This window comes from Amphritea pacifica (assembly GCF_016924145.1).
In the GTDB taxonomy this organism is placed as follows: Bacteria; Pseudomonadota; Gammaproteobacteria; order Pseudomonadales; family Balneatricaceae; genus Amphritea; species Amphritea pacifica.
Window position 1 is genome coordinate 1 of the sequence record NZ_JAFFZO010000049.1, and the last position, 26195, is coordinate 26195.

Consider the following 26195-nt stretch of genomic DNA (forward strand, 5'->3'; position numbering starts at 1 on the left):
GGAAGTGAAACGTCTTAGCGCCGATGGTAGTGTGGAGCTTCTCCATGCGAGAGTAGGTCATCGCCAAGCACCTAATACGAAACAGCCCCGATCATTGAGATGATCGGGGCTTTTTTCGTTCAGACGCAGCTACGCGGCTTGCCTCCCACAATCCCACAAGGATGGATGATTGTTGTAGGCACTGCTTCCCGCCGCGAGTGCTTATCGCCCCTGGAAGGGGCTCCTACACTACCTGAAGAAGCTAAACCCCTGTGGAAGGGGCTCCTGCACTATCTGAAGACGCTAAGGCCCTGTGGGAGCGACGCCCCCGTCGCGATGAACCCCTGGGTATCGCCGCGAGGTACCCAAAGGGCATACCAGCGTGCCTTCCACAACCACAATCCCACAAGGTAGGTGGCTTTGTAGGAACTGTTTCCAGCAGCGATTGTTTATCGCCCCTGGAAGGGGCTCCTGCAGGGGGGAGTAGGAGCCTGGCAATATATGGAGCTCGATATCAGCTGCTTTTAAACTGTTTTAATAGTTGCATCAGGCTGCTTCCTGTAAGGTCAACCTGGCGCGCGTACTCCTTATTATGCTCGGCTTCCAGTGCTGACTGTCGGGCATGTTCCAGTGTCATATTGATGACGTCTGATATCCGGTTGGTGACTGTTGATTGCTCTTCGGTTGCCGCTGCGATTAGGCTGCTCATGCTATCTATTTCATCGATGGATAAGCGGATCTGTTCAACGCTTTTGCGGGCATTTTCTGCCAGGCTGGCTGTGTTGTGAACATGATCTGCTTGTCGATCTACCTTGTTTGCCATCTGGTCAATGGCGCCATTTAGTTTCTTAATGATGAGGCCGATATTGTCAGCTGCGTTTGCTGTATTAACGGCGAGGGAGCGAACCTCGTCTGCGACGACGGCAAATCCCCGGCCACTTTCGCCTGCGCGCGCGGCTTCGATAGCCGCGTTGAGTGCAAGCAGGTTGGTCTGTTCTGCAAAGTTCTGGATGACATGCAGTGCAGAGCCAATCTCTTTACCATCATCTTTCAGCTGTTGCAGCGTTGCGAGAGTGGCGTCAGTCTCCTCTTCCAGCAGTCGGATACTCTGACTGGTGTTCTCCATCTCAAGTACTCCGCTGACGGCTTTCTCTGTGGCCTCGCGGGTTGCTGTTGAGGTTTTTACCGCGTTTTCTGCAACTTCCTGATAGGAGCAACTCAGTTGATGAATCTGAACCGATGCCTGTTCCGTCGACTTCTGTTGTGTGCTGACGATCCGTGTCAGAGTGTCTGAGCTGTTATTGAGCTCTCTTCCCAGTCGATCAAGGGAGCTGCTCTCTGTGTGGATTTTTTCGATCAGTGTTGTGAAGTAGTTTTTGAGGCTGGAGATCGACTGGTTGAGGACCTCAATCTCATTGATCTTGCTTGGTTTTGAGGTCAGGTGTTGAAGGTCTCCCTTCGAAAGCCCATCCAGTTGAGCGCATGTATGACTTAAAATACGGCTCAGATGGGTGTTTAGCAGACTCATAATCAGGCCGGTAATAAGGATCAGGGTAATGCTGATACCGAGAAACAGGTATACCTGTTGGCGGATAGTATCGTAGTGGTTCTGAAGTCGGGTCTGATTGGTCTGGAGTTGCGAGTTTAGCAGATCAACCAGGCGGGTTGAGCTGTTAATCGCGGCAGCACGTTTTTTGTATATCTGCTCTATGTTTAGCAGCTCTTTATTATATCGGCCAATGAGGCTATTCAGTTCCTGTATATATAGGTCTCCCTGCTCCTCCCGGATGGCTGTCCCGTTATCCCTGCTGTCGCTTCCGAGGAGAGATTGGAGGCCATCGTCACTGGTTTCCTCTTTGTAGATACCCAGTCGGGGAAGTTCCTGTAACTGTTGCGTTGTACTGCTGAGTGTCCTGAGTTTAAGTTCGATGTCAGATTTGTTGTTCTGGGCGGTGTAGAAAAACTTCTGACGGCTGTGGCTAAGTTCTGCAATTGTCATACTTAAGTTGTTTAAGGCTTTTGAATAACGCTGTTTAAGTTCCTGCTGGCTCTCCTGGCTTTGGTTTATGTAGTCCCACAGTTGGCTGGCAGATGCCAGCATCTCCCGCTCGTTATTGATCAGCAGTTCCTGAGGCTGGCGGAGTTTCCCCGCTTCGCGCAGATTAAACAGGGCTATCGTCTGGAGCTGTGAGAGTGTGTTGATCACCCCGGGCATATTATTGTCAGCCAGCTCTGCTACTCTTGAGTCTTCATTTATCAGGCGATTGAGTGAATTGTCTATATCCGTGAGCAGGGTTGCATCTCCAGAACTGAGATAGATCAGAACCGGACGGGTCACCTGGGTATTAACCTCTTCTGCAAGAAGTTGATAATCGCGAGCTTTATCAAAGCTACTGCTGAGTTTTGTCAGAGACCAGAACATCAGTCCTGCCATGATGGAAACGACGACGAGTAAGACACCTGCGGCAGCCAGGTTTATCTGTGAAATTTTCATTATTGTGCCCTGAAATATAGAGGGCTACGTTATAGTTTTTTCATGTTGCAGAATTGTTTCAGAGTTTTTTTACGATACTCATAATGGGGGGAGTGGGTTCATAGACAATGGTAGTCAGATGGACTAAAATACCGCCGATTTGCATGCTGGAAATGCACGGGAAGAATTCTATATAAAAAAGCGAGGCGGGCTTAATGTTCTACCTCGCTTTTTTGCAACTTACAGTTTTATTTATTCTGTTTAGATTTTCGCACTAAGCGGGGAGGTTAATTTTGACAAGACCAGCCATTCTGGCCCTTGAGGACGGCAGTATCTTCCGGGGAGTAGCGATTGGCGCGGATGGCCAGTCCAGTGGAGAAGTTGTATTCAATACTTCCATGACTGGTTATCAGGAGATTCTGACGGATCCTTCGTATTGCCGTCAGATTGTAACCCTGACCTATCCACACATCGGTAACGTGGGAACAAATACAGAGGATGAAGAGTCCTCTCAAACATGGGTTGCAGGTCTTGTGATCCGGGATCTGCCACTGACGGCCAGTAACTGGCGTAGTGAACAGAGTCTTGATGACTATCTGAAAGCGAAAAACATTGTCGGTATTGCTGACATCGATACCCGCAGATTAACCCGTATCCTGCGTGAAAAGGGCTCGTTAAGTGGCTGCATCATGGCCGGAGATATCGACGAAGAGGCCGCCCTGTCAAGTGCAAAAGCTTTCCCTGGTCTGAAGGGGATGGACCTGGCCAAAGAGGTGACCACCGATGAACAATATCAGTGGACCGCAACCACCTGGGATCGTGTTGAGGGACATCGGGATCTGCCTGAAGCTGAACTTCCGCATCACGTAGTTGCGTATGATTACGGCGTTAAGCGCAATATTCTGCGGATGCTGGTTGAACGGGGTTGTCGTCTGACGGTGGTGCCTGCGAAAACGCCTGCGGCAGAAGTGCTGGCACTGAATCCTGATGGTGTATTCCTCTCCAATGGCCCCGGGGATCCTGAACCCTGTGATTATGCGATTGAAGCGATTCAGGAGATCTGTAAAACCGATCTCCCGGTGTTCGGTATCTGTCTGGGACATCAGTTGTTAGCCCTGGCTTCCGGCGCTCAGACCATGAAAATGAAGTTTGGTCATCATGGTGCAAACCACCCGGTGCAGGACCTCGAAAACAAGCAGGTGATGATCACCAGCCAGAACCATGGTTTTGCTGTTGATGAAAGTTCATTGCCTGACACCCTGCGGACGACGCATAAGTCGTTATTTGATGGTTCCCTGCAGGGGATTGAACGCACCGACCGTGCTGCTTTCAGTTTTCAGGGGCATCCTGAAGCGAGCCCCGGCCCGCGCGATGTTGCTCCGCTGTTTGATCGCTTTATTCGCGACATTGAAGCGCGAAAGGCCTGATACGCCTGATTTAAGGTCAATACGTACTGCCCGTGAGCTATCTCCGGGCAGCTTTTAAAGAATTAAAATTTTCGATCGGTTATTTACACATGCCAAAACGTACGGACATAAAAAGTATTCTGATCCTCGGTGCGGGCCCTATCGTTATCGGTCAGGCCTGTGAGTTTGATTACTCCGGTGCCCAGGCCTGTAAAGCTCTGCGTGAAGAGGGCTATCGCGTTATTCTGGTTAACTCTAATCCAGCGACCATTATGACAGACCCATCGATGGCGGATGCGACCTACATCGAGCCGATTCAGTGGAAAACAGTTGCAAAGATTATTGAGCAGGAGCGTCCTGATGCGCTGCTGCCGACCATGGGTGGTCAGACAGCGCTTAACTGTGCCCTTGATCTGGAACGCGAAGGTGTGCTGGAAAAGTTTGGCGTTGAGATGATCGGTGCGAATGCAGATACCATCGATAAAGCTGAAGACCGTGACCGTTTCGATAAAGCGATGAAGTCTATCGGCCTGGAGTGCCCCCGTGCTGCGATTGCGCACAGTATGGAAGAAGCGTTGCAGGTGCAGTCGCAACTGGGTTTTCCATGTATTATCCGGCCATCATTTACGATGGGTGGCACCGGCGGCGGTATCGCTTATAACAAAGAAGAGTTTATCGAGATCTGTGAGCGGGGGCTGGATCTGTCGCCTACCAACGAGCTGTTGATCGACGAATCCCTGATCGGCTGGAAAGAGTATGAGATGGAGGTGGTTCGTGATAAAAACGATAACTGCATCATCGTCTGCTCGATCGAAAACTTCGATGCCATGGGGGTACATACCGGTGACTCAATCACCGTTGCTCCGGCACAGACACTGACGGATAAAGAGTATCAGTGGATGCGGGATGCTTCCCTGGCGGTACTGCGTGAAATCGGTGTTGAAACCGGTGGTTCCAACGTTCAGTTTGGTCAGTGCCCGAAAACCGGGCGTTTCGTGATTATCGAGATGAATCCCCGGGTATCCCGCTCATCCGCTCTGGCTTCCAAGGCGACCGGTTTCCCTATCGCTAAGGTAGCGGCGAAACTGGCGATTGGTTACACCCTGGATGAGTTGCAGAACGATATTACCGGCGGAGCGACTCCAGCCTCATTTGAACCGGCAATCGATTACGTTGTTACCAAGATTCCCCGCTTCACCTTTGAGAAGTTTCCGCAGGCAAATGACCGTCTGACAACCCAGATGAAATCTGTGGGTGAGGTGATGGCGATTGGCCGTACTCAACAGGAATCTCTGCAGAAGGCTCTTCGGGGGCTGGAAGTCGGAGCGACCGGCTTTGATCCGATTGTGGATCTGAGCAGTGAGGACGCCCGTACCGAGATCGTGCGTGAGATGAAACAGCCGGGTGCCGAGAGAATCTGGTATCTGGGTGATGGATTCCGTCTGGGAATGACAGTGGAAGAACTGTACGAACTGTCTGGCATCGATCCGTGGTTCCTGGTTCAGGTTGAAGATCTTATTAAAGATGAGCTGCGGATTTCTACCATGACGCTGTCTGAACTGGATAAGACTGAGTTGTATCGCCTGAAGCGCAAAGGTTTCTCTGATGCGCGTCTGGCTGTTCTGCAGGGTGTGTCTGAGAAACAGGTACGCAAGCAGCGTCACAAGCTGGATATCCGTCCGGTGTTTAAGCGAGTGGATACCTGTTCCGCTGAGTTTTCTACCGATACCGCTTACATGTATTCTACCTATGAGGAAGAGTGCGAAGCGAATCCTACCGAGCGTGAGAAGATCATGGTTATCGGTGGTGGCCCTAACCGTATCGGACAGGGTATCGAGTTTGATTACTGTTGTGTGCATGCGGCGCTGGCGGCGCGTGAGGATGGTTACGAAACCATTATGGTTAACTGTAACCCTGAAACCGTGTCTACCGACTACGATACGTCTGACCGTCTCTACTTTGAACCGATTACACTGGAAGATGTACTGGAAATTGTACATGTCGAGAAACCTAAAGGTGTTATCGTGCAGTACGGTGGTCAGACTCCGCTGAAACTGGCGCTGGCGCTGGAGCATGCCGGTGTGCCGATTATCGGTACCTCTCCGGAAGCGATCGACCGGGCTGAAGACCGGGAACAATTCCAGCAGATGCTTAAGCGTCTGGGGCTGAAGCAGCCAGAGAACGCCACCGTGCGCTCTCTTGAAGAGGCGGTTATCGAGGCTGACAAGCTGGGCTATCCACTGGTTGTTCGACCATCTTACGTATTGGGTGGTCGGGCGATGGAGATCGTCTATAAAGAATCTGAACTGCGTCAGTATATGACCTCTGCGGTTAAGGTATCCCACGATGCGCCAGTATTGCTGGATCACTTCCTTAACGCTGCGGTTGAGGTCGATATTGATGCGGTGAGTGACGGCGAAACCGTGGTGATCGGTGCGATCATGCAACACATTGAGCAGGCCGGTGTTCACTCCGGTGACTCAGCTTGTTCATTGCCGCCATACAGCCTCCCCGAAGCGCTCCAGAATGAGATGCGGGAGATGGTGCGCAAAATGGCACTGGAGTTGGGTGTAGTGGGTCTGATGAATACTCAGCTGGCTTATCAGGATGGCGAGGTTTATGTCATCGAAGTGAACCCGCGTGCATCCCGTACCGTACCGTTTGTCTCTAAGTGTATCGGCGTCTCGCTGGCGAAGATTGGTGCTCAGGTGATGACCGGTAAAACCCTGAAAGAGATCGGCTTCACCGAAGAGATCGTTCCGACGCTGTTTAACGTTAAAGAAGCGGTATTCCCGTTCAATAAATTCCAGGGTGTTGATCCGATTCTGTCTCCTGAGATGAAATCTACCGGTGAAGTGATGGGGGTGGGTGAAACCTTTGGTGAAGCATTTATGAAGGCACAGCTGGGTGCAGGCGAGAAGATGCCCGCAACCGGTAAAGCCTTTATCTCGGTTCGTGAAGTCGATAAGCAAAATGTTCTGTCTGTCGCCCGCGATCTGGTCAGTCTTGGGTTTACCCTGGTTGCTACCCGTGGAACAGCGGCCCTGTTGAGAGAGAATGGGCTTGAGGTCGAGGTTGTTAATAAAGTGATGGAAGGGCGTCCGAATATCGTCGATATGCTGAAGAACGACGAAATTGTTTACGTCATTAACACCACTGAAGGCCGTAAGGCGATTGCAGACTCGGCCGAGATCCGTCGTTCAGCGTTGCAACATAAAGTGCCATACAGCACAACCCTGGCGGGTGCTGAAGCGATGATCATGGCGATGCAGTACGGCGAAGAAAAAACAGTACGCCGTTTGCAAGACCTGCACTAAGGAGCTGAGATTATGCAAAAATTTCCAATGACTGTTAGCGGTGAGAAAGCGCTGCGTGAAGAACTGGATGATTTGAAAACAGTACAGCGTCCCGCAGTAATCGCATCCATTGCGGAAGCGCGTGAGCATGGTGACCTGAAAGAAAATGCTGAATACCATGCTGCCCGTGAGCAGCAGGGGTTCATTGAAGGGCGTATTCAGGAACTTGAAGGTAAGCTGGGTTCCGCTCAGGTGATTGATGTAACGCAGATACCGCATACCGGAAAGGTTATTTTCGGTACCACGGTTGATCTGATTAACATGGACACTGACGAAACAGTGAGTTATCAGATTGTCGGGGATGATGAAGCAAACATCAAAGGCGGTAAAATTTCTATCAGCTCACCGATTGCCCGGGCCTTGATTGGCAAAGAGGAGGGCGATGTCGCTGTTGTGCAGACACCCGGTGGTGGCGTTGAGTATGAGATTGATCAGGTGCACCATATCTGATCCTGCAGGATAAAAAAACCGCCTATCGGCGGTTTTTTTGTTGTTGATCTGTTCCGGCCACATTAACGTAGCAGGTTAGACAGTTTCGGGTCCGGGTGTTTGGCCGCCCGATAGAGCAGTGCAACATTACCGATCTCCTGAACGATGGTTGCTTCGACGATCTGGGCCATTTCGCTGATCAGTAGTTTCTTGGCTTCGCGGTCACCCACGGCAAATTTTACTTTGATCAGTTCATGGTCTTCGAGGGCGCGGTCAGCTTCCAGAAGAATGTTTTCACTCAGGCCATTTCCGGCAACAGTGATGATAGGGTTAAGGCTGTGACCGATTGTTCGGAACTGCTTCTTTTGCGTAGGGGTTAAGCTCATACTAAAATACTTGACCTTTGAATTTTGGAGCGGAAGATCCGCTTCGAACCATAATGTAGAGATTTTACCTGAGTTAGTGTGTAGAAAGTAGACATTGACTCAAATTCCGGACGGGGATGTTGGTGGCAAGATCAAAAAGCAGCGGTCGATGGCTGCAGGAACACTTCGACGATCAGTATGTGAAGAGATCCAGAGAGCTGGGGTATCGTTCACGGGCAAGCTTTAAGCTGCTTGAACTCAATGAAAAGGATAAACTGATTCGTCCCGGGATGACGCTGGTTGACCTGGGCGCCGCTCCGGGAGGGTGGTCACAGATTGCTGCAGAGCTGGTTGGTGATCATGGTAGGGTGGTATCATCTGACATACTGCCAATGGATCCACTGCCAGGCGTGCAGTTTGTTCAGGGAGATTTTACTGAGGAGTCAGTGCTGAATGAGATTCTGCAAACATTGGGCGATCAACTGGCAGACCTTGTAATTTCAGATATGGCCCCCAATATGAGTGGTATGAATGCTGTTGATCAGCCTGCGGCGATGTATCTGGTAGAATTAGCACTGGATATGGCGCGTCAGGTGCTCAAGCCCGGCGGTGATTTTGTTGCCAAAGTGTTTCAGGGTGAAGGCTTTGATGAATATATGAACGATATGCGCAGCAGCTTTGCTAAGGTTTATAGCCGGAAGCCGGACTCTTCCAGAGCCCGTTCGCGTGAAGTCTATCTGATTGGACGAAACTTCCGTCCCTGATATAGTCAATACAGTATAACTACTGTAGTTTTGTTTGTTTTCGAACGGACACTAATTTTGAGAAAACAGAGGGTTTACCTTTGAACGATATGGCAAAGAATTTGGTACTGTGGCTGGTTATCGCGGCAGTACTGTTAACCGTTTTCAATAACTTCAACAGTGAAAGCACCTCGCAGAAGCTCAACTATTCTGAATTTATCACTGCGGTGAAGAATGATCAGATTCGTCGGGTGGTTATTGACGGTTATACCATTGAGGGTGAGCGGACCAATGGCGAGCGTTTTGCCACAGTTCGTCCTGCGCTGCAGGACCCTAAGCTGGTTGATGACCTGTATAACCATAAGGTGGTTATCGAAGGTAAGCAGCCCGAAAAACAAAGCGTCTGGACGCAGTTGCTGGTGGCCAGCTTTCCAATCCTGATCATTCTTGCCATCTTTATGTTCTTTATGCGGCAGATGCAGGGCGGAGGTGGCGGCAAAGGCGGTCCGATGTCCTTTGGTAAGTCTAAAGCCCGCATGATGGGGCAGGATCAGATCAAGACCACCTTTGATGATGTCGCCGGTGTTGAAGAGGCTAAGGAAGAGGTTAAAGAGCTGGTCGATTACCTGCGTGATCCGGGCAAGTTCCAGCGCCTGGGTGGCCATATTCCCCGTGGTGTATTGATGTCGGGTAATCCGGGTACTGGTAAAACCCTGTTGGCGAAAGCGATCGCCGGTGAAGCGAAGGTGCCGTTCTTTACCATATCGGGTTCCGATTTTGTTGAGATGTTTGTCGGTGTTGGTGCATCCCGGGTGCGGGATATGTTTGAGCAGGCGAAGAAAAATGCCCCCTGCATCATCTTTATCGATGAGATTGATGCGGTAGGTCGTCATCGTGGTGTTGGTATGGGGGGAGGTAATGATGAGCGGGAGCAGACACTGAACCAGTTGCTGGTTGAGATGGATGGTTTTGAAGGCACCGAGGGCATTATCGTTATCGCGGCAACTAACCGTCCCGATGTCCTCGACCCTGCGCTGCTGCGTCCCGGGCGGTTTGACCGTCAGGTGCATGTTGGTTTGCCTGATATTCGGGGGCGTGAGCAGATTCTCAAAGTACATATGCGCAAAGTTCCGCTGGGCGATGATGTAAAGCCTGAACTGATTGCCCGTGGTACGCCTGGCTTTTCCGGGGCGGATCTTGCTAACCTGGTCAATGAGGCGGCCCTGTTTGCTGCCCGTTCCAGCAAGCGGACCGTAGGAATGGAGCAGTTTGAGCGGGCCAAAGATAAGATCATGATGGGCGCTGAGCGCAAATCCATGGTGATGTCTTACGAGGAACGCCTCAATACTGCGTACCATGAATCCGGTCACGCCATTGTGGGGCGACTGATGCCTGAGCATGATCCAGTGTATAAGGTCTCTATCATCCCGCGTGGCCGGGCGTTGGGTGTCACTATGTTTCTGCCTGAGGAAGACCGTTATAGTCACAGCCGTAAGCTGCTGATCTCCAATATTTGCAGTCTCTATGGCGGTCGTATCGCCGAAGAGATGACGCTGGGCAAGGAGGGCGTGACCACTGGCGCGTCTAATGATATTCAGCGCGCCACCAGTCTGGCCCGCAATATGGTGACCCGTTGGGGTCTGACCGATGAGCTGGGACCAATCCTCTATGACGATGAAGAGCAGGATCCGTTCAATCGTGGTTATGGCCAGCCGGGTAAAGCGATGTCTGAAGAGTTACAGCGTAAAATCGACTCTGAAACTCGCAAGATTATCGATGAGTGCTATGCAAAGGCTTATAAGATGCTGGAGGATAACCGGGATATTCTCGAAAATATGACTCAGGCGTTGATGAAATACGAAACGATTGACAGCAAACAGTTAGATGAACTGATGGATCGTAAGCCGGTGACGCCGCCTGAAGGATGGCAGGAGGCCGACTCAAAAGCAGCAGAAGATGAAGCGGCTGCGGCAGATAAAAAAGAGGAGTTTGATCTGGATGATGATCAGAATAGCGATCTGAAAAGCGCTAAGAGGGACGACCCCTCTTCTGATTCAGATGCATCGGATAGCAATCTGCACTAAACGATTTATGTCAAATGATAAGGCCGGTCCCAGACCGGCCTTTTTTAATAAAAACCGAATGGAAGATACTGTGAACGACTTTTCCACTTACCGTTTCGGTAGTCGCACTCTGGACCTGAACCGCCCTCAGGTGATGGGCATTGTTAACGTGACGCCCGATTCCTTTTCTGACGGCGGGACCCTCTATGAAGCGCGTAAGCTGAGTGTTGAGCAGGCCGTTGAGCGGGCCCGACAGATGGTTAAGGATGGCGCAACGATTATCGATGTTGGTGGCGAGTCCACCCGGCCAGGTGCTGCCGCAGTCTCGCTGCAGGAAGAGCTGGACCGGGTGGTGCCGGTTGTGGAGCGACTGAATGCTGAGCTCGATGTAATTATCTCGGTCGATACCAGTGCGCCTCAGGTGATGACTGAGGTTGCCAGGCTTGGGGCCGGGCTGATCAATGATGTACGTGCTCTGGGGCGTGAGGGGGCGCTGGAAGCGGCCGCTGCGACAAATCTGCCGGTGTGTGTGATGCATATGCAGGGAAGTCCTGCCACCATGCAGAATGCCCCCCGCTATGATGATGTGCTGGATGATGTGAACTATTTTTTGCAACAGCGGGTCACAGCTTGCAACGCTGCAGGTATAAGCAGTGACCGAATTATTCTTGACCCGGGATTTGGTTTTGGTAAAACCGTTGAGCATAATCTGCGCCTGCTGAACAATCTGCGTCAGTTGCATCAGTTTGGTATGCCTCTTTTGGTGGGTACCTCCCGTAAAAGCATGATTGACCATGTGCTTAGCCGCCCTGTAGATCAGCGGCTGGCCGGTAGCCTGGCCACTGTCGCTATCGGCGTTCAGCAGGGCGGACAGATATTCCGGGTTCACGATGTCAGGGAAACGGTGGATGTGGTGCGGATGACCGAAGCCATAATGAATGAAGGCAGAATTGCAAATGACTAAACGATATTTTGGTACGGATGGCATTCGCGGTAAGGTCGGTACGGCGCCGATTACACCAGATTTTATGCTCAAGCTGGGATGGGCTGCCGGAAAGGTGTTTGCCCGCAAGGGACGCAGCAAGATCATTATTGGCAAGGACACCCGGATCTCGGGTTATATGTTTGAATCAGCGCTGGAGGCGGGGCTTTCGGCTGCGGGGGTCGATGTGCTGTTGCTCGGGCCGATGCCTACACCGGCTATTGCCTACCTGACCCGGACTTTTCGCTGTAATGCCGGTATCGTGATCAGTGCCTCCCATAACCCCTATGACGATAATGGTATCAAATTCTTCTCCGAACTGGGGACCAAGCTGCCCGATGATATTGAGCATGCCATTGAGGCGCAGATGGATATGGCGATGACCACCGTAGAGGCGGCGGCGCTGGGTAAGGCGCGGCGGATTGATGATGCTGCCGGTCGTTATATCGAGTTTTGTAAAGGGACTGTCTCTGGTGATCTGAGTCTTAAAGATATGAAGATTGTCGTTGATTGTGCCAATGGTGCTACTTATCACATCGCCCCCAAGGTGTTCCGCGAGCTGGGAGCAACAGTGGTTGAGGTTGGTGCTTCGCCTGATGGCATCAACATTAATGAAGAGTGTGGTGCCACTGCGACGGCGCTGCTGGAAAAAACTGTTATTGCAACCCAGGCAGACCTGGGGGTGGCGCTGGATGGTGACGGTGATCGGCTGATCATGGTTGATCATAAAGGCGAATCGGTGGATGGTGATGAGTTGCTCTTTATCATCGCTATGTCCTTGCATCGCAGGGATCAGTTGAAAGGTGGAGTAGTTGGCACGCTGATGAGTAATTTTGGCCTTGAACAGGGGCTGAAACAGGCAGGTATTCCATTTATCCGCGCTCAGGTAGGGGATCGCTATGTGCTTGAGCAGTTGGTGGCTAATGACTGGCTGTTGGGTGGAGAATCTTCAGGCCATCTGGTCTGTCGTCAGTTGACCTCAACCGGTGATGGTATTGTTGCTGCGCTACAGGTTCTCAAAGCGATGACTGACGATCAGAAATCACTGCATGATCTTAAATCAGGCATGCGTAAAATGCCGCAAACGATGATCAATGTGCGTCTTACTGAGAAAGTAGACCTGGCTGCGCTGCCAGCAGTGCAGTCTGCTGTGGCGGATACTGAAGCACGTCTCGGAGAGCGTGGCCGGGTGCTGCTGCGTCCTTCCGGAACTGAACCGGTGGTCAGAGTGATGGTTGAGGGAGACGATGAGGCCTGGGTGGAAGCGCTTTGTGAGGAACTGGCTGAGGCTGTTCGTCAGGCGCTTTAATATTATTGGGCGGGTGCGAAAATTTATTCGTTACCAGTGGATAGCTGCTTGTAACTTATCAGGAAACTGGGTACTATGTGCGCCGCTTTGCACAGAGGGAAACTCATGCGTAAGACGATAGTCGCCGGAAATTGGAAAATGAACGGAACCAGTGAGTCGATCAGGGCTTTGCTGGATGGTATCACCGCAGGTGTGCCCGTTGTTGATGGTCTGGTGACGCTGGTCTGCCCACCTGCTGTTTACCTGTCGCAGGTTAAAGAGCAGCTTGGCAATGCTCCGGTTGTCGTCGGTGCTCAGAATGTATCCGCCCAGCCAAAAGGGGCGTTTACCGGTGAGTGGTCACTGGAAATGCTTCAGGATCTGGGGTGTGAGTATGTTATTCTGGGGCACTCTGAGCGGCGTAGTCTGTTTAAAGAAACGGATGCTGATGTTGCAGATAAAGTTGATGCAACCCTGACTGCCGGGCTGACTCCAATACTGTGTGTTGGCGAAACGCTGGCGCAGCGTGAGGCGGGTGAAACCCTTGCCGTTGTGGCAACGCAGATTGATGCAGTTGTTCAGCGGATCGGTATTGAACGTTTTGCATCGGTTGTGATTGCCTATGAGCCGGTCTGGGCGATCGGAACGGGTCTGACCGCGACGCCTGAGCAAGCTCAGGAAGTGCATGCTGCAATCCGTGCTCAGTTGACTGGTAGTGGTATGAAGGTAGCTGATAAACTGTCGATTCTGTATGGCGGCAGTATGAATGCCGGTAATGCGGCTGAGCTCCTGGCTCAGCAGGATATTGATGGCGGCCTGATTGGTGGCGCATCTCTGAAAGCTGATGAATTCCTGACGATCTGCGCTGCGGCGGCAGAGAGTCGTAAGTAAGTGGAAAAATAATGGAAACTCTGGTTCTTGCTGTACATGTTCTGCTGGCTATTGCCATTATTGCTCTGGTGCTGTTGCAGCAGGGTAAAGGCGCTGAGGCAGGTGCATCTTTTGGTGCAGGTGCGTCTCAGACCGTATTTGGTAGCCAGGGCTCCGGCTCGTTTCTGAGTCGTATGACTGCGATTATTGCAACCGGACTGTTTATTACCAGTTTTGTGCTGGCTGTTTATGCAAAAGATAAGGCTGTATCGGTGAGCGATGCCGGTGTGCCTGCGGCAGAGCTGATTCAGAGTGCTGCTGATAATGCTGAGCAGGTGCCGGTTCTGGAAGAGAATAAATTGCCAGCAGGGGATGCGGACGTACCGCCTGCTGAGTGATCCTTGTTTAAATGCCGAAGTGGTGGAATTGGTAGACACGCCATCTTGAGGGGGTGGTGACCTAATGGTCGTGCGGGTTCAAGTCCCGCCTTCGGCACCATATTTAAGGAAGCGCATCAAAGATGCGCTTTTTTTTGCCTCGGCGAGACTGCGTCCCGCGTTGGTTCATCTTCGATGAAGTCCTTCGGACCGTCGTCACAGGCTCCGACGCCCAATATGTATCCATATAGTCGGCACCATATTTAAGGAAGCGCATCTTTGCGGCGCTTTTTTATTTCTGAGCAGGGCTGCTTTAAGCGATGCTCTGGCGTGGATTTATCTCTCGCTATGTTTGTGAAGGGTCGGATCGGTCCGCTAGCTGGTCGGTTTGGAAGGTGCCCGGCGGTATGTGTCGCGTGCTAATGTAGTGAAAGGGTGAAATGTTGATGCGCGTCGGGTAATCCCGGGAAGCTGTCCTTGAACTACTCAGACAGGAGGAGTATAATTCTCGCCGATTTCTGATGCGGGGTGGAGCAGCCTGGTAGCTCGTCGGGCTCATAACCCGAAGGTCGTCAGTTCAAATCTGGCCCCCGCTACCATTTTAGGATGATAGATCAGAAGCAAGAGATTCGTGTAACGGACTCTTGAGGGTTAATAAGATTCAGCATTATCTTTCGTTGTTATGTTCTTTCGGGAAAGTAACGGCAGATGCTGATTCCCGCTACCAATTCCAGTGGGTCGCTGATTTGGCGACCGGTCTGGGATTGTCGATCAAGCAGTACGTTGATTGGCCCCTTTTTAGGGGCTTTTTCGTACTTGCGGCCCATCGGGGTCGTATGTTGAATGGGTCTTTGACCCATTTTTTGTTTGCCTAAGAAAGTGCGTTTAGAGGTTTTTGCGTGTCAGCAAAGTTGAGTGTGTTACAGGAACTGATTGAGCCATCTGTGGTGGCTCTCGGTTATCAGTTATGGGGTATTGAGATGATATCCCAGGGGCGTCACAGCATGCTGCGGATCTACATCGATGCCGAACAAGGTATCGGGGTAGAGGATTGCGCCAGCGTCAGTCGTCAGGTGAGCGGGATTCTGGATGTAGAAGATCCGATTAGCGGTGAATATACATTAGAGGTTTCCTCCCCGGGGATGGATCGCCCGCTGTTTACTCTGGAACAGTACCAGGCGTTTGTCGGACACGTGGTGCAGCTGAAGCTGCGCATGCCATTTGAGGGTCGTCGCAGGTTTAAAGGCATCCTCAGTGGTATTGAAGATGAAGATATTGTGCTGGTTGTCGATCAGGAAGAGTACCTGTTACCGATTGACCATATTGAAAAAGCAAACATAGTTCCTCAGTTCTGAGTGTAAAGAATTGAATTTTGAGGTTGGGGCAGTTGTATGAATAAAGAAATTCTACTGGTTGCAGAAGCAGTATCTAACGAGAAAGATGTTTCTAAAGAGGTGATCTTCGAAGCGATTGAACTGGCGCTGGCAACAGCGACCAAAAAACGCTACGACGAAGAAGCGGATATCCGTGTAGTCATTGACCGTGCAACCGGTGATTACCAGACATTCCGTCGCTGGTCAGTGGTGAGTAACGAAGGTGTGCCTCTGCTGGGCACTGAGCTGACCATGCAGGAGGCGGAAGAGATCGATGCAAGCCTGCAGCCTGGTGATATCTACGAAGAAGAGGTCGAATCGGTTAAGTTCGGCCGCATCGCTGCGCAGACTGCTAAGCAGGTTATTGTGCAGAAGGTACGTGAAGCGGAGCGCGCTAAGGTGGTTGCACAATACAGCAGCCGTCTGGGTGAGCTTATCTCGGGTACCGTAAAGAAAGTGACACGGGACAACATTATTGTTGACCTGGGGAACAACGCAGAAGCCGTTCTGCCGCGGGATCAGTTGCTACCTCGGGAAACCTATCGTATGGGTGACCGGGTCCGGGCAGTGCTGCACGAGATTCGTACCGAAGGGCGCGGTCCACAGCTGGCGATGAGCCGCAGCTGTCCTGAGATGCTGATCGAGCTGTTCCGTATCGAAGTACCTGAGATCTCTGAAGAGGTGATCGAGATTCGTGCAGCGTCCCGTGACCCGGGTTCGCGTGCCAAGATCGCCGTTAAAACGAATGATGGACGTATCGATCCGGTGGGCGCCTGTGTAGGTATGCGCGGTGCTCGTGTTCAGGCCGTTTCTAACGAACTGAGCGGCGAGCGTGTTGATATCATCCTCTGGGATGATAATCCGGCCCAGTTGGTGATTAACGCGATGTCTCCGGCAGAGGTGGCTTCTATTGTGGTGGATGAAGATTCCCGCTCGATGGATGTTGCTGTCGCTGAAGAGAATCTGCCGATGGCGATTGGCCGCAGCGGCCAGAACGTTCGCCTGGCGTCAGAACTGACCGGCTGGAAACTGAACGTCATGACCGAAGAAGAGGCTGCAGAAAAGCAGCAATCTGAAACCGGTTCAATCCTGGAGCTGTTTATTAAGCACCTGGATGTTGATGATGATATTGCGGGTATCCTGGTGGATGAAGGTTTCACCTCGCTGGAAGAGGTCGCCTACGTTCCCGCTGATGAGATGCTCGAAATCGATGGTTTCGATGAAGAGATTGTTGATGAACTGCGCAATCGCGCGAAAGATGCTCTGTTGAATCTGGCATTGGCGAATGAGGAGGCTCTTGAAAATGCTGAGCCGGCTCAGGATCTGCTGGAGATGGAAGGTATGGAGCGTCATCTGGCCTTTGTTCTGGCCAGTAAAGGTATCGTGACCATGGAAGATCTGGCTGAGCAGGCGGTTGAAGACCTGCTTGAGATTGAAGAGCTGGATAGTGAAAAAGCTGCAGCGCTGATTATGACTGCGCGCGCGCCATGGTTTGCGGACGAAGAATAAGTCAACGGAGGAGATAAACCCAGATGGCAGAAGTCACAGTAAAACAACTTGCCGAAGTAGTTGGCGTTCCCGTTGATCGTCTGTTAACGCAGATGAAAGAAGCAGGTATTGCAGGCAAAAATGAAGCCGCTTCAGTTACCGAAGATGAGCGTCAGAAACTGCTGAACCACCTTAAGCGCAGCCACGGCGAAAAATCCGATAGCGAGCCTAAGAAGATTACCCTGAAACGCAAAACAACCAGCCAGATCAAAGTGTCCGGCGCGGCGGGTAAGAAAACGATCAATGTTGAAGTGCGTAAGAAGCGCACCTATGTCAAACGTTCTGATGTTGAAGAGACTCCGGTAGCAGAAGTTAAAGGTAAGAATCTTCAGGCTGAGCTGGAAGAGCAGGCACGTCGGGATGCCGAACTGCAGGCCGCGCAGGAGAAACAACGTGAAGAGGCACGTCTGAAGGCCGAAGCCGAGGCGAAAGCCAAAGCGGAACGTGACGCAGCAGAGAAGCAGTCTGAAGCTAAACCAGCGGTGTCTAAACCGACAATGGCTAAGCCCGCTGCGGCAAAAGCCGCGGCTCCTGCGGTGGCAGATGTTGAGCCTGAGGCAGCTGCACCCAAGCAGGATCGTAAACAGACCCGGGAAAAGAATTTCCGTAGCCAGGATAAGCCTGCTGCGGGCCGTAAAGGCGGTGATAACAAGCGTTTGTCCCGTAAACCGGGTGGCCGTGATGGCGGCAACCGTCGAGGTGGCGGCAAGCCTGCTCAGCGGGGTATGACCAGTTCCAACGTTCAGGCGTTTGAGCGGCCAACCGCGCCGGTGATTCATGAAGTGGCGATTCCGGAATCGATTACCGTGGCTGAACTGGCGAAGAAAATGTCAGTTAAAGCGGCCGACCTGATCAAGGTTATGTTTAAAATGGGGGCGATGGCGACCATCAACTCCGTGATTGATCAGGACACCGCAACCCTGGTGGTTGAGGAGATGGGGCACACGGCTGTTGCGATGCAGGAGAATACCGTTGAAGATCAACTGATCGAAAGCGCCGGTGCTGCAGAAGAGATTGCCGGTGAGCAGGTTGAGCGTGCGCCGGTCGTGACGGTAATGGGTCACGTTGACCATGGTAAAACATCACTGCTTGACTATATTCGTGAAACCCGAGTTGCTGCCGGTGAATCCGGAGGCATTACCCAGCATATCGGTGCGTATCACGTTGAAACCGGTCACGGTATGGTGAGCTTCCTGGATACACCGGGACACGCCGCCTTTACCGCAATGCGTGCCCGTGGTGCTCAATTGACCGATATCGTTATTCTGGTGGTTGCTGCAGATGATGGTGTGATGCCACAGACTGAAGAAGCGGTGAATCACGCTAAAGCGGCAGGTGTGCCTCTGGTTATTGCGGTCAACAAGATCGATAAAGAGGATGCCGATCCCGAGCGGGTTAAGAATGAGCTGGCTCAGCGTGATGTCCTGCCGGAAGAGTGGGGTGGTGATGTTCAGTTTGTGAACGTCTCAGCTAAAACCGGTGAAGGTATCGATGCACTGCTGGATGCGGTTCTGCTGCAGGCTGAGATTCTGGAGCTTAAAGCGATCCCTGAAGCGCCTGGACGTGGTGTTGTGGTTGAATCCCGTCTGGATAAAGGGCGTGGTCCGGTTGCCACGCTGCTGGTGCAGAACGGTACCCTGAGACAGGGTGATATCGTGCTGGCTGGTTTGCAGTATGGCCGTGTTCGGGCAATGCTGGATGAGAATGGTAAACCCGTTAAAGAAGCGGGCCCGTCTATCCCGGTTGAGATTCTGGGACTGGATGGTACTCCTGGTGCCGGTGACGAGTTCACCGTGGTCTCCAACGAGAAGAAGGCCCGTGAAGTTGCCTTGTTCCGTCAGGGTAAATACCGCGAAGTGAAACTGCAGCGTCAGCAGCAGGCCAAACTTGAGAACCTGTTCGAAAATATGCAGGCCGGTGATGTGAAGACACTGAACATCATCATAAAAGCAGACGTTCGTGGTTCTCTGGAAGCGCTGACCAGCTCGCTGACGGATCTGAGCACCGACGAAGTTAAAGTCAATGTCGTTTCCGGCGGTGTCGGTGGTATTGCTGAAACCGATGCCAACCTGGCGGTAGCGTCCAGCGCTATCATGATCGGCTTTAACGTCCGTGCGGATGCACAGGCGCGGGCTATCGTCGAGCGTGAAGATCTGGAACTGCGTTACTACAGCGTTATCTACGATATCATCGATGATGTAAAACAGGCGATGACCGGTCTGCTGTCTCCAGAGTTTAAGGAACAGATTGTCGGTATCGCAGAGGTACGTGATGTCTTCCGTGCACCTAAGATCGGTGCAGTAGCGGGCTGTATGGTCACTGAAGGTTCAGTCTTCCGTAACAAGCGTATCCGGGTACTGCGTGAAAACGTGGTTATCTATGAAGGTGAGCTGGAGTCTCTGCGTCGCTTTAAAGATAACGTGGCTGAAGTCCGTCAGGGCATGGAGTGCGGTATCGGCGTTAAGAACTACAATGATGTGAAGGTCGGCGATCAGATCGAAGTCTTCGACACCATTGAAGTTGCGCGTACGTTGTAAGAGTGAATTAACAGACTATTATGGCAAGAGAATTCAGTCGTACACAACGGATATCTGACCAGGTCCAGAAGGACCTGGCGCAGCTGATCCAGCGTGAAATTAAAGACCCCCGCCTGGGGATGGTGACTATCAGCTACGTAAAGATCGCCAAGGATCTTGGCTACGCTGATATCTATATCACCGTGATGGCGATGGGGGGAAAAGATGAAGCGACGGCGGTGAAGGAATCCCTTAAGGTTCTGAATAACGCTGCAGGCTTCCTGCGTGGACAGCTGTCCAGCAAGATCAAACTGCGGGTGATGCCGCAACTGCGCTTCCATTTTGATGAGAGTGTTGACCGGGGCCGTCGCCTCAATGACCTGATTATTCAGGCCTCACGGGCGGACAGCAAACACGGTCAGGACGACGGGGAGTAACCTTTGGCAAGGCGGGCAAAAGGCCGGCCGGTCAACGGTATTTTTCTGCTCGATAAACCGGGTGGAATGTCGTCAAACCGGGCGCTACAAATTGTAAAACGGATCTATGGGGCCGCTAAGGCGGGCCATACCGGTGCGCTGGATCCACTGGCAACCGGGATGCTGCCGCTTTGTTTTGGCGAAGCGACCAAGTTTTCTCAGTTCCTGCTGGATGCCGATAAGCGTTATATCACGACGGCTAAACTGGGTCAGCGAACCGATACCAGTGATGCCGATGGTGTAGTAGTTGAAGAGCGACCGCTGCCGGAAAACCTCACCGCAGAGCTGATTGATGAGCTGTTGCAGTGCGAGTTTACCGGTCTGATCACGCAGGTGCCGTCGATGTTTTCGGCTCTGAAGCACAATGGTCAGCCGCTCTATAAACTGGCGCGCCAGGGGATTCAGGTCGAGGTGAAAAGTCGTCAGGTGACGGTTTTCAGTATCGATTTGCTGGATTTCCGCGGCGATGAAGTGGATCTGGATATCCGCTGCAGCAAAGGCACCTACATCCGTTCCATCGTTCAGGATATGGGCGAGATGCTGGGCTGCGGTGCGCATGTTAAAATGCTCCGCCGTCTCGATTCCGGCCCCTATAAAGCGGAGAGTATGATGCCGCTGGCTGATCTCGAACAACTGGTGGAAGAAATGGGCAGCGAGGCGTCTCCGGAACGCATACAAACGCGTCTGGATGAGTTATTATTGCCGCCCTGGAGTCCGGTAGCAGATACCCCTGAGGTTATACTGACCGGGCAACAGACACGCACCCTCTGTTTTGGACAGACGGTAGTGCTGGACACATCGGATGGCGCGAACCCGGCACAGCCGCTGGTACGTTTGCTTGATGGGGACAGCGGACGCTTTCTGGGTATTGGTGAGATCGATGCTGAGGGAACTTTGTTACCCCGGCGGCTGATGAGTACTCAGGAAAGTTAATTGAATTTGTGGGTGTGGCTCAGGCGACACTGACAATATGACGTTGAACTGAAAATATGCTCGGTACAACGCGACTATTAATCCACCACACAGATGCTGTGGTGTGCATATTATTTTTGGAGTTATTAAAATGGCATTATCTGTTGAAAAGAAAGCTGAGATCGTTGCTGAGTACGCTCGTGGCGAAGGCGACACTGGTTCACCTGAAGTACAGGTTGCTCTGCTGACCCACAACATCGTTGGTCTGCAGTCTCACTTCAAAGGTCACATCCATGACCACCATTCTCGTCGCGGTCTGATCCGCATGGTAAACCAGCGTCGTAAGCTGCTGGATTACCTGAAGAAGAAAGATGTAAATCGTTACGCTGATCTGATCAAGCGTCTCGGCCTGCGTCGCTAAGATAATGTTCCGGGGCCATCTATGATGGCCCCGGTGCTTTCAGATCTGCTGAAAAGCGATCTCTATATGCGTCTGTACAACGTTTTACACCAACCAGCCTGTACTCTGGTGCGCTCTTTAGTAACTGAGAGCCCAGCAGAGTACTGGCTATAAAGAGGCCGGTGTGACGTCGCACAGACATTTTTTTGTTTTGCATAAAGATAAGGAATTGTATCGTGCCACAAGCAATTACAAAGACATTCCAATACGGTAAACATGAAGTGACCCTCGAGACCGGTCGGGTTGCCCGTCAGGCGAGCGGTGCTGTACTGGTGACGATGGCCGGTGTGCAGGTTCTGTGTACGGTTGTGGGTGCTAAATCTGCCCGCGAAGGTCAGGACTTCTTCCCACTGTCTGTTCACTATCAGGAAAAGTATTACGCAGTCGGCCGTATCCCGGGTGGTTTCTTCAAGCGTGAAGCGCGTCCGTCTGAGAAAGAAACGCTGACCTCCCGTCTGATCGATCGTCCTATCCGTCCACTGTTCCCTAAGGGTTACATGAATGAAGTACAGGTTATCTGTACTGTTATGTCTGCGGATAAGATCAACGATCCTGATATCGCTGCCATGATCGGTACCTCTGCAGCTCTGGCGGTTTCAGGTATCCCGTTCCAGGGGCCAATCGGTGGTGCCCGTGTCGGTTACACTGAAGAAGCGGGTTACATGCTCAACCCAACCTACGAAGAGCTGGAAAGCTCCATGCTGGACATGGTGGTTGCCGGTACCTCTGATGCAGTACTGATGGTTGAGTCTGAAGCTCAGGAACTGTCTGAAGATGAGATGCTGGGTGCCGTTGTGTTTGGTCACCAGCAGATGCAGGTTGCTATCAATGCGATCAACGAGCTGGTTGCTGAAGCCGGTAAGCCACGTTGGGAATATACCCCTGAAGCGAAGAACGAAGCCCTGATTGAACAGGTTCGTGGTGTCGTAGGCGAAGATATCAACAACGCTTACCTGACAGCAGACAAGATGGAGCGTCAGAACGCTCTGAATGCTGCCCGTGATAAAGCGGTTGAAGCACTGTGTGGTGAAGAGGGTCAGCCTTCAGCCGGTGATGTGTCCGGTATCTTTAAGTCGCTGGAGAAAGAGATCGTTCGTGGGCGTATCCTGGATGGTCAGCCACGTATCGATGGCCGTGACAGCAAGACTGTCCGTGGTATCGATGTAGAGATTGATGTACTGAGTGGTACTCACGGTTCTGCACTGTTTACCCGGGGCGAAACTCAGGCGATCGCTACCTGTACACTGGGTACTGCACGTGATTCTCAGATCATCGATGCGATCGAAGGTGAGCGTCGTGATCCGTTCATGTTGCATTACAACTTCCCTCCATACTCTGTCGGTGAAGCGGGTCGTATGGGTGCAACCGGTCGTCGTGAGATCGGTCATGGCCGTCTGGCGCGTCGCAGTGTTGCTGCGGTTCTGCCGACCCAGGAAGAGTTCCCATACACCATCCGCATCGTATCTGAGATCACTGAATCCAACGGTTCAAGCTCTATGGCGTCTGTTTGTGGTGCGTCTCTGTCTATGATGGACGCAGGTGTGCCTCTGAAAGCCCCTGTTGCCGGTATCGCTATGGGTCTGGTTAAAGAGGGCGAGCGTTTCGCTGTTCTGACCGATATCCTCGGTGATGAAGATCACCTGGGCGACATGGACTTTAAAGTGGCCGGTACTGAAGCGGGTGTTACTGCGCTGCAGATGGATATCAAGATCACCGGTATCACCGAAGAGATCATGGAGATCGCTCTGGAGCAGGCGTATGAAGCCCGTGCTCACATTCTGAAAGAGATGGCTAAAGTGATCGGTTATGCTCGTCCAGAGCTGCCTGACAACGCTCCGGCAATGACGCTGCTGGAGATCAACCCAGAGAAGATCCGTGACGTTATTGGTAAGGGCGGTGCAACCATCCGTGCGCTGACCGAAGAGACCGGTGCAACTATCGATATCGAAGATAACGGCACTGTTCGTATCTACGCTGCGGATAAAGCTGCCGCGAAGGCTGCTGTTGATAAAGTGATGGAGATCACGGCAGAAGCTGAAGTCGGCAAGATCTACGAAGGTAAGGTTGTGCGTCTGGAAGAGTTCGGTGCATTCGTTAATATCCTGCCGGGTAAAGATGGTCTGGTGCACATCTCTCAGATCGCTAACAAGCGTATCGAGAAAGTCACCGACTACATCAAGATGGATGATGTGGTTAAGGTTAAGGTGATGGAGGTCGATCCTCGTGGTCGTATCAAACTGACCATGCGTGATCTGGAGCAGGATGAGTCTGTCGAGTAAAGCTCTGTTCCGCGGTTAAAAAAGCCCTGCTGATGCAGGGCTTTTTTGTTATAGCCTCAGTTACAATAGACTGAAATCTGACGAGAGGAGTGAAGATGAAAGCGATCACCGCTGTTATATTAACCCTGCTACTGGCCGGTTGTGGTGGCGATGAGGTGGGGGATGTCTCACTTGGATTACTGACCACGAAAGATATTAAACTGAATGTGCTGGTAGACCCGGTGGTCACCGGAGTTACCTGCCATATTGCCAGTATTGAAGCGGATCTGGATTTCTCCGACCCCAGTGATTCATCGATCGCCTGCCGTCAGACCGGGCCGATAACCGCGCAGATGATCGCCGCTATCGATCGCTCCAAAGATGGCGAAATAGTGTTTCGGAAGTCGAAAAGCGTATTCTTCAAAACCATGAAAGTCCGGCGCATCTTCGACCCCGAATCACAGACACTGATGTATCTGTCTTACTCCACCAAAGAGACTAACGGCAGCTTTAAGCACAGCTTGTCGACAGTGCCGTTATGGGGGACACAGGCTTATAACAGCAGTCACTAGACGTGACTGCGTGGCGCTTCGCTTAAAATCAGTCGCTAGAACGTCGCTTCGCGACTTGCCAGACCAGTGCTTCGCACCTTGCTCGAAAAAGCGTTTTTAAGAGCGTGGGAGCACAGTTTTCATGTACTGGATATTTATTGCCCGCTATCCCAAAGCCCAATGCTGATAAGACTTACGGCAGTTGTCCCTACGTTATGCACAGGCTTGTTCTGGGGGATCTGGGGATAACATGGCAGCCACGAGCTTGTTGCTTCCAGGCTAACAATATTAACTTGCGGATTGGTATAGTCTCAGGCCCGCAACGGAGGGCTGTTCCTGGCTGTCACTGTGGGCCAGCGCCAGCAACAGGCGACCGGTTATGCAGGTGAAACACTGCGGACCGTTGCTGCGACAGAGTGAGTTTGCACAGGCGTTGAGCAGCAGCTCATGGGCTGCCTGTTGCTGCACCCTGCGATCAGTTGAAAAGAGCTCACTGCAGGTGACTATCCCCTGCTCGATTAACTCGCACACGGCACTACCGCGCCACTCAGCGATCAGATTTTCAGACAGGCCACTGTGCAATTTGATAACAGGTTCGCTGCGTTCCATCCAGGCATCTATTCTGAGAACATTCATCAATACATCTCCATATTTAAATGATAATGATTCTCATTATGTTTGTTCCAGCTGAGAATGCAACCGTTTTTTACCGGTTTTCCATCTGAGGAGTTGTCAGCGTAGTCAGAAGCAATGCTTTACACCTTGCTCTCGACTAGAGTGGCGCTGCAGCGGGACGATGATGAACTTGAAGGCGTGGTAAAGGTCTTAATTAAAACGGGAGTAGAATATGAGTGGGATAGGCCGAACGTTTTTGCTGTTACTCGTAAGCCTGAGTGTCAGCTTCAGTGTATACGCTGGGAAGCTGGATACCCCTTTGCCTGCTCCTGAGTTTAGCCAGACCGATGTCGATAGCTGGTTTAACAGTCCGCCGCTTTCGCTGAAATCGTTGCGGGGAAAAGTGGTGATGCTGGATTTCTGGACCTTTGATTGCTGGAACTGTTATCGCTCTTTTCCCTGGATACATGAACTTGAGCAGACGCTTGCTGACGAGGCGTTTACTGTCATTGGTATCCATACCCCGGAATTCCCCCATGAGCGTGTCAGGGCTAATGTGAAAGCTAAAATCGATGAGTTTGAGCTGCATCACCCGGTGATGATGGATAACAACTTTACCTACTGGCAGATGATGGGCAACAAATTCTGGCCGACCTTCTATCTGATCGATAAGCAGGGCCGGGTTCGTTCTATCTATATCGGCGAGACGCATGCGGGGTCGACGCAGGCAAGGGCGATCGAAGGAGATATTCGCGAATTGCTTCATGAGTAGTTAGACGCCACTTCACTTAAAAGCAGTAGCTAGAACGGCGCTTCGCGCCTGCTAAACGCTAGGAAAAGCCTTCGAGTGACAACGGGGCGTCGTAAGCCTGAACCCGAATAGCCAGAAATCGGTTAGGGGGGGGGATGAGGTTTGAATATCAACCGCTGTACTGAGGTGTTACAGGAAAGTCTGGCTAGAAAGTCATTCATAGGTTCTTTCTCTTCCGTTTTTTCTAGCAAGGGAAGCGAGGCTTCCCGTCTAACCACTAGTGTAGTGTTGCATTCTGTTTAGAGCTTAAGCGACTGTTGGCACGAATAACTTTTTCCAAAATGTCTCGGGCACTTTTAGTCCAAATAAATGGCTTCGGATTGCTGTTATGATGGGCAATGTAT

At 51.7% G+C, this 26195-nt stretch carries 21 protein-coding genes and 2 tRNA genes; 20 read left to right on the plus strand and 3 right to left on the minus strand.

Annotated elements, in window-relative coordinates:
• Positions 1 to 493: 493 nt before the first annotated feature.
• Positions 494 to 2473, minus strand: a complete 1980-nt coding sequence (locus JW499_RS20270; protein WP_205212300.1) for a methyl-accepting chemotaxis protein — start codon at positions 2471 to 2473, stop codon at positions 494 to 496.
• A 272-nt stretch (positions 2474 to 2745) separates the two neighbouring features.
• Between JW499_RS20270 and carA the strand changes: the two genes are divergently transcribed.
• The 3 genes from carA to greA all read left to right on the plus strand — a co-directional run bounded on the left by carA (position 2746) and on the right by greA (position 7664).
• Complete coding sequence (gene carA / locus JW499_RS20275; protein WP_205212301.1) at positions 2746 to 3879, plus strand: glutamine-hydrolyzing carbamoyl-phosphate synthase small subunit; 1134 nt, start codon at positions 2746 to 2748, stop codon at positions 3877 to 3879.
• An 89-nt stretch (positions 3880 to 3968) separates the two neighbouring features.
• Entirely contained in the window at positions 3969 to 7175 is a 3207-nt protein-coding gene (gene carB, locus JW499_RS20280) for a carbamoyl-phosphate synthase large subunit (protein ID WP_205212302.1), read from the plus strand.
• 12 nt (positions 7176 to 7187) lie between these two features.
• Positions 7188 to 7664 (plus strand): transcription elongation factor GreA, encoded by a 477-nt coding sequence (gene greA, locus JW499_RS20285; RefSeq protein WP_091361525.1) that lies wholly within the window; start codon positions 7188 to 7190, stop codon positions 7662 to 7664.
• Positions 7665 to 7726: 62 nt separating this feature from the next.
• On the opposite strand, the gene JW499_RS20290 is transcribed toward greA, so the two are convergent.
• Entirely contained in the window at positions 7727 to 8029 is a 303-nt protein-coding gene (locus JW499_RS20290) for a YhbY family RNA-binding protein (RefSeq protein ID WP_091361527.1), read from the minus strand.
• 116 nt (positions 8030 to 8145) lie between these two features.
• Between JW499_RS20290 and rlmE the strand changes: the two genes are divergently transcribed.
• The 16 genes from rlmE to JW499_RS20370 all read left to right on the plus strand — a co-directional run bounded on the left by rlmE (position 8146) and on the right by JW499_RS20370 (position 24446).
• Complete coding sequence (rlmE, locus tag JW499_RS20295) at positions 8146 to 8772, plus strand: 23S rRNA (uridine(2552)-2'-O)-methyltransferase RlmE (RefSeq protein WP_232846549.1); 627 nt, start codon at positions 8146 to 8148, stop codon at positions 8770 to 8772.
• An 89-nt stretch (positions 8773 to 8861) separates the two neighbouring features.
• Positions 8862 to 10835, plus strand: a complete 1974-nt coding sequence (ftsH, locus tag JW499_RS20300; protein ID WP_205212315.1) for an ATP-dependent zinc metalloprotease FtsH — start codon at positions 8862 to 8864, stop codon at positions 10833 to 10835.
• Between the two features lie 70 nt (positions 10836 to 10905).
• Positions 10906 to 11778 carry a dihydropteroate synthase gene (gene folP / locus JW499_RS20305; protein ID WP_456298301.1) on the plus strand — a complete coding sequence of 291 codons (873 nt, stop codon included), beginning with the start codon at positions 10906 to 10908 and terminating at the stop codon, positions 11776 to 11778.
• Positions 11771 to 13105 carry a phosphoglucosamine mutase gene (gene glmM, locus JW499_RS20310; RefSeq protein WP_205212305.1) on the plus strand — a complete coding sequence of 445 codons (1335 nt, stop codon included), beginning with the start codon at positions 11771 to 11773 and terminating at the stop codon, positions 13103 to 13105. Before folP ends, glmM begins: the two co-directional genes overlap by 8 nt.
• Positions 13106 to 13210: 105 nt before the next feature.
• The gene (tpiA, locus tag JW499_RS20315; protein WP_205212306.1) at positions 13211 to 13975 is read left to right on the plus strand and encodes a triose-phosphate isomerase; all 765 of its coding nucleotides are present in this window, start codon (positions 13211 to 13213) and stop codon (positions 13973 to 13975) included.
• Positions 13976 to 13986: 11 nt separating this feature from the next.
• Positions 13987 to 14352 (plus strand): preprotein translocase subunit SecG, encoded by a 366-nt coding sequence (secG, locus tag JW499_RS20320; protein WP_091361545.1) that lies wholly within the window; start codon positions 13987 to 13989, stop codon positions 14350 to 14352.
• A 13-nt stretch (positions 14353 to 14365) separates the two neighbouring features.
• A tRNA-Leu gene (locus JW499_RS20325) sits at positions 14366 to 14452 on the plus strand.
• A gap of 401 nt (positions 14453 to 14853) precedes the next feature.
• Positions 14854 to 14930: transfer RNA gene (locus JW499_RS20330), tRNA-Met, on the plus strand.
• Between the two features lie 300 nt (positions 14931 to 15230).
• Complete coding sequence (gene rimP, locus JW499_RS20335; protein WP_091361548.1) at positions 15231 to 15686, plus strand: ribosome maturation factor RimP; 456 nt, start codon at positions 15231 to 15233, stop codon at positions 15684 to 15686.
• A 36-nt stretch (positions 15687 to 15722) separates the two neighbouring features.
• Positions 15723 to 17213, plus strand: coding sequence for a transcription termination factor NusA (nusA, locus tag JW499_RS20340; protein WP_205212307.1), 1491 nt, complete (start codon positions 15723 to 15725; stop codon positions 17211 to 17213).
• 23 nt (positions 17214 to 17236) lie between these two features.
• Complete coding sequence (gene infB / locus JW499_RS20345) at positions 17237 to 19789, plus strand: translation initiation factor IF-2 (RefSeq protein ID WP_205212308.1); 2553 nt, start codon at positions 17237 to 17239, stop codon at positions 19787 to 19789.
• Between the two features lie 20 nt (positions 19790 to 19809).
• The gene (gene rbfA, locus JW499_RS20350; RefSeq protein WP_091361562.1) at positions 19810 to 20205 is read left to right on the plus strand and encodes a 30S ribosome-binding factor RbfA; all 396 of its coding nucleotides are present in this window, start codon (positions 19810 to 19812) and stop codon (positions 20203 to 20205) included.
• A 3-nt stretch (positions 20206 to 20208) separates the two neighbouring features.
• Positions 20209 to 21177 (plus strand): tRNA pseudouridine(55) synthase TruB, encoded by a 969-nt coding sequence (gene truB, locus JW499_RS20355; RefSeq protein ID WP_205212309.1) that lies wholly within the window; start codon positions 20209 to 20211, stop codon positions 21175 to 21177.
• A gap of 130 nt (positions 21178 to 21307) precedes the next feature.
• Positions 21308 to 21577: a 30S ribosomal protein S15 gene (gene rpsO / locus JW499_RS20360; protein WP_205212310.1), complete on the plus strand. Its 270-nt coding sequence runs from the start codon at positions 21308 to 21310 to the stop codon at positions 21575 to 21577.
• Positions 21578 to 21792: 215 nt separating this feature from the next.
• Complete coding sequence (gene pnp, locus JW499_RS20365; RefSeq protein ID WP_205212311.1) at positions 21793 to 23895, plus strand: polyribonucleotide nucleotidyltransferase; 2103 nt, start codon at positions 21793 to 21795, stop codon at positions 23893 to 23895.
• Positions 23896 to 23990: 95 nt separating this feature from the next.
• The gene (locus JW499_RS20370; RefSeq protein ID WP_205212312.1) at positions 23991 to 24446 is read left to right on the plus strand and encodes a CreA family protein; all 456 of its coding nucleotides are present in this window, start codon (positions 23991 to 23993) and stop codon (positions 24444 to 24446) included.
• Between the two features lie 267 nt (positions 24447 to 24713).
• Here JW499_RS20370 and JW499_RS20375 read toward each other — a convergent pair whose 3' ends face one another.
• Positions 24714 to 25061 carry a hypothetical protein gene (locus JW499_RS20375; RefSeq protein ID WP_205212313.1) on the minus strand — a complete coding sequence of 116 codons (348 nt, stop codon included), beginning with the start codon at positions 25059 to 25061 and terminating at the stop codon, positions 24714 to 24716.
• Between the two features lie 211 nt (positions 25062 to 25272).
• On the opposite strand from JW499_RS20375, the gene JW499_RS20380 reads away from it, so the two are divergent.
• Entirely contained in the window at positions 25273 to 25812 is a 540-nt protein-coding gene (locus tag JW499_RS20380) for a redoxin family protein (RefSeq protein WP_205212314.1), read from the plus strand.
• Positions 25813 to 26195: the final 383 nt, after the last annotated feature.

What these genes read in the sequence shown, in the direction of transcription:
- JW499_RS20270 (WP_205212300.1), bottom strand. Translation starts at nt 2,473, where the DNA reads ATGAAAATTTCACAGATAAACCTGGCTGCCGCAGGTGTCTTACTCGTC.
- carB (WP_205212302.1), top strand. Translation starts at nt 3,969, where the DNA reads ATGCCAAAACGTACGGACATAAAAAGTATTCTGATCCTCGGTGCGGGC.
- greA (WP_091361525.1), top strand. Translation starts at nt 7,188, where the DNA reads ATGCAAAAATTTCCAATGACTGTTAGCGGTGAGAAAGCGCTGCGTGAA.
- JW499_RS20290 (WP_091361527.1), bottom strand. Translation starts at nt 8,029, where the DNA reads ATGAGCTTAACCCCTACGCAAAAGAAGCAGTTCCGAACAATCGGTCAC.
- rlmE (WP_232846549.1), top strand. Translation starts at nt 8,146, where the DNA reads ATGTTGGTGGCAAGATCAAAAAGCAGCGGTCGATGGCTGCAGGAACAC.
- ftsH (WP_205212315.1), top strand. Translation starts at nt 8,862, where the DNA reads ATGGCAAAGAATTTGGTACTGTGGCTGGTTATCGCGGCAGTACTGTTA.
- glmM (WP_205212305.1), top strand. Translation starts at nt 11,771, where the DNA reads ATGACTAAACGATATTTTGGTACGGATGGCATTCGCGGTAAGGTCGGT.
- tpiA (WP_205212306.1), top strand. Translation starts at nt 13,211, where the DNA reads ATGCGTAAGACGATAGTCGCCGGAAATTGGAAAATGAACGGAACCAGT.
- secG (WP_091361545.1), top strand. Translation starts at nt 13,987, where the DNA reads ATGGAAACTCTGGTTCTTGCTGTACATGTTCTGCTGGCTATTGCCATT.
- nusA (WP_205212307.1), top strand. Translation starts at nt 15,723, where the DNA reads ATGAATAAAGAAATTCTACTGGTTGCAGAAGCAGTATCTAACGAGAAA.
- infB (WP_205212308.1), top strand. Translation starts at nt 17,237, where the DNA reads ATGGCAGAAGTCACAGTAAAACAACTTGCCGAAGTAGTTGGCGTTCCC.
- rbfA (WP_091361562.1), top strand. Translation starts at nt 19,810, where the DNA reads ATGGCAAGAGAATTCAGTCGTACACAACGGATATCTGACCAGGTCCAG.
- rpsO (WP_205212310.1), top strand. Translation starts at nt 21,308, where the DNA reads ATGGCATTATCTGTTGAAAAGAAAGCTGAGATCGTTGCTGAGTACGCT.
- JW499_RS20370 (WP_205212312.1), top strand. Translation starts at nt 23,991, where the DNA reads ATGAAAGCGATCACCGCTGTTATATTAACCCTGCTACTGGCCGGTTGT.
- JW499_RS20375 (WP_205212313.1), bottom strand. Translation starts at nt 25,061, where the DNA reads ATGAATGTTCTCAGAATAGATGCCTGGATGGAACGCAGCGAACCTGTT.
- JW499_RS20380 (WP_205212314.1), top strand. Translation starts at nt 25,273, where the DNA reads ATGAGTGGGATAGGCCGAACGTTTTTGCTGTTACTCGTAAGCCTGAGT.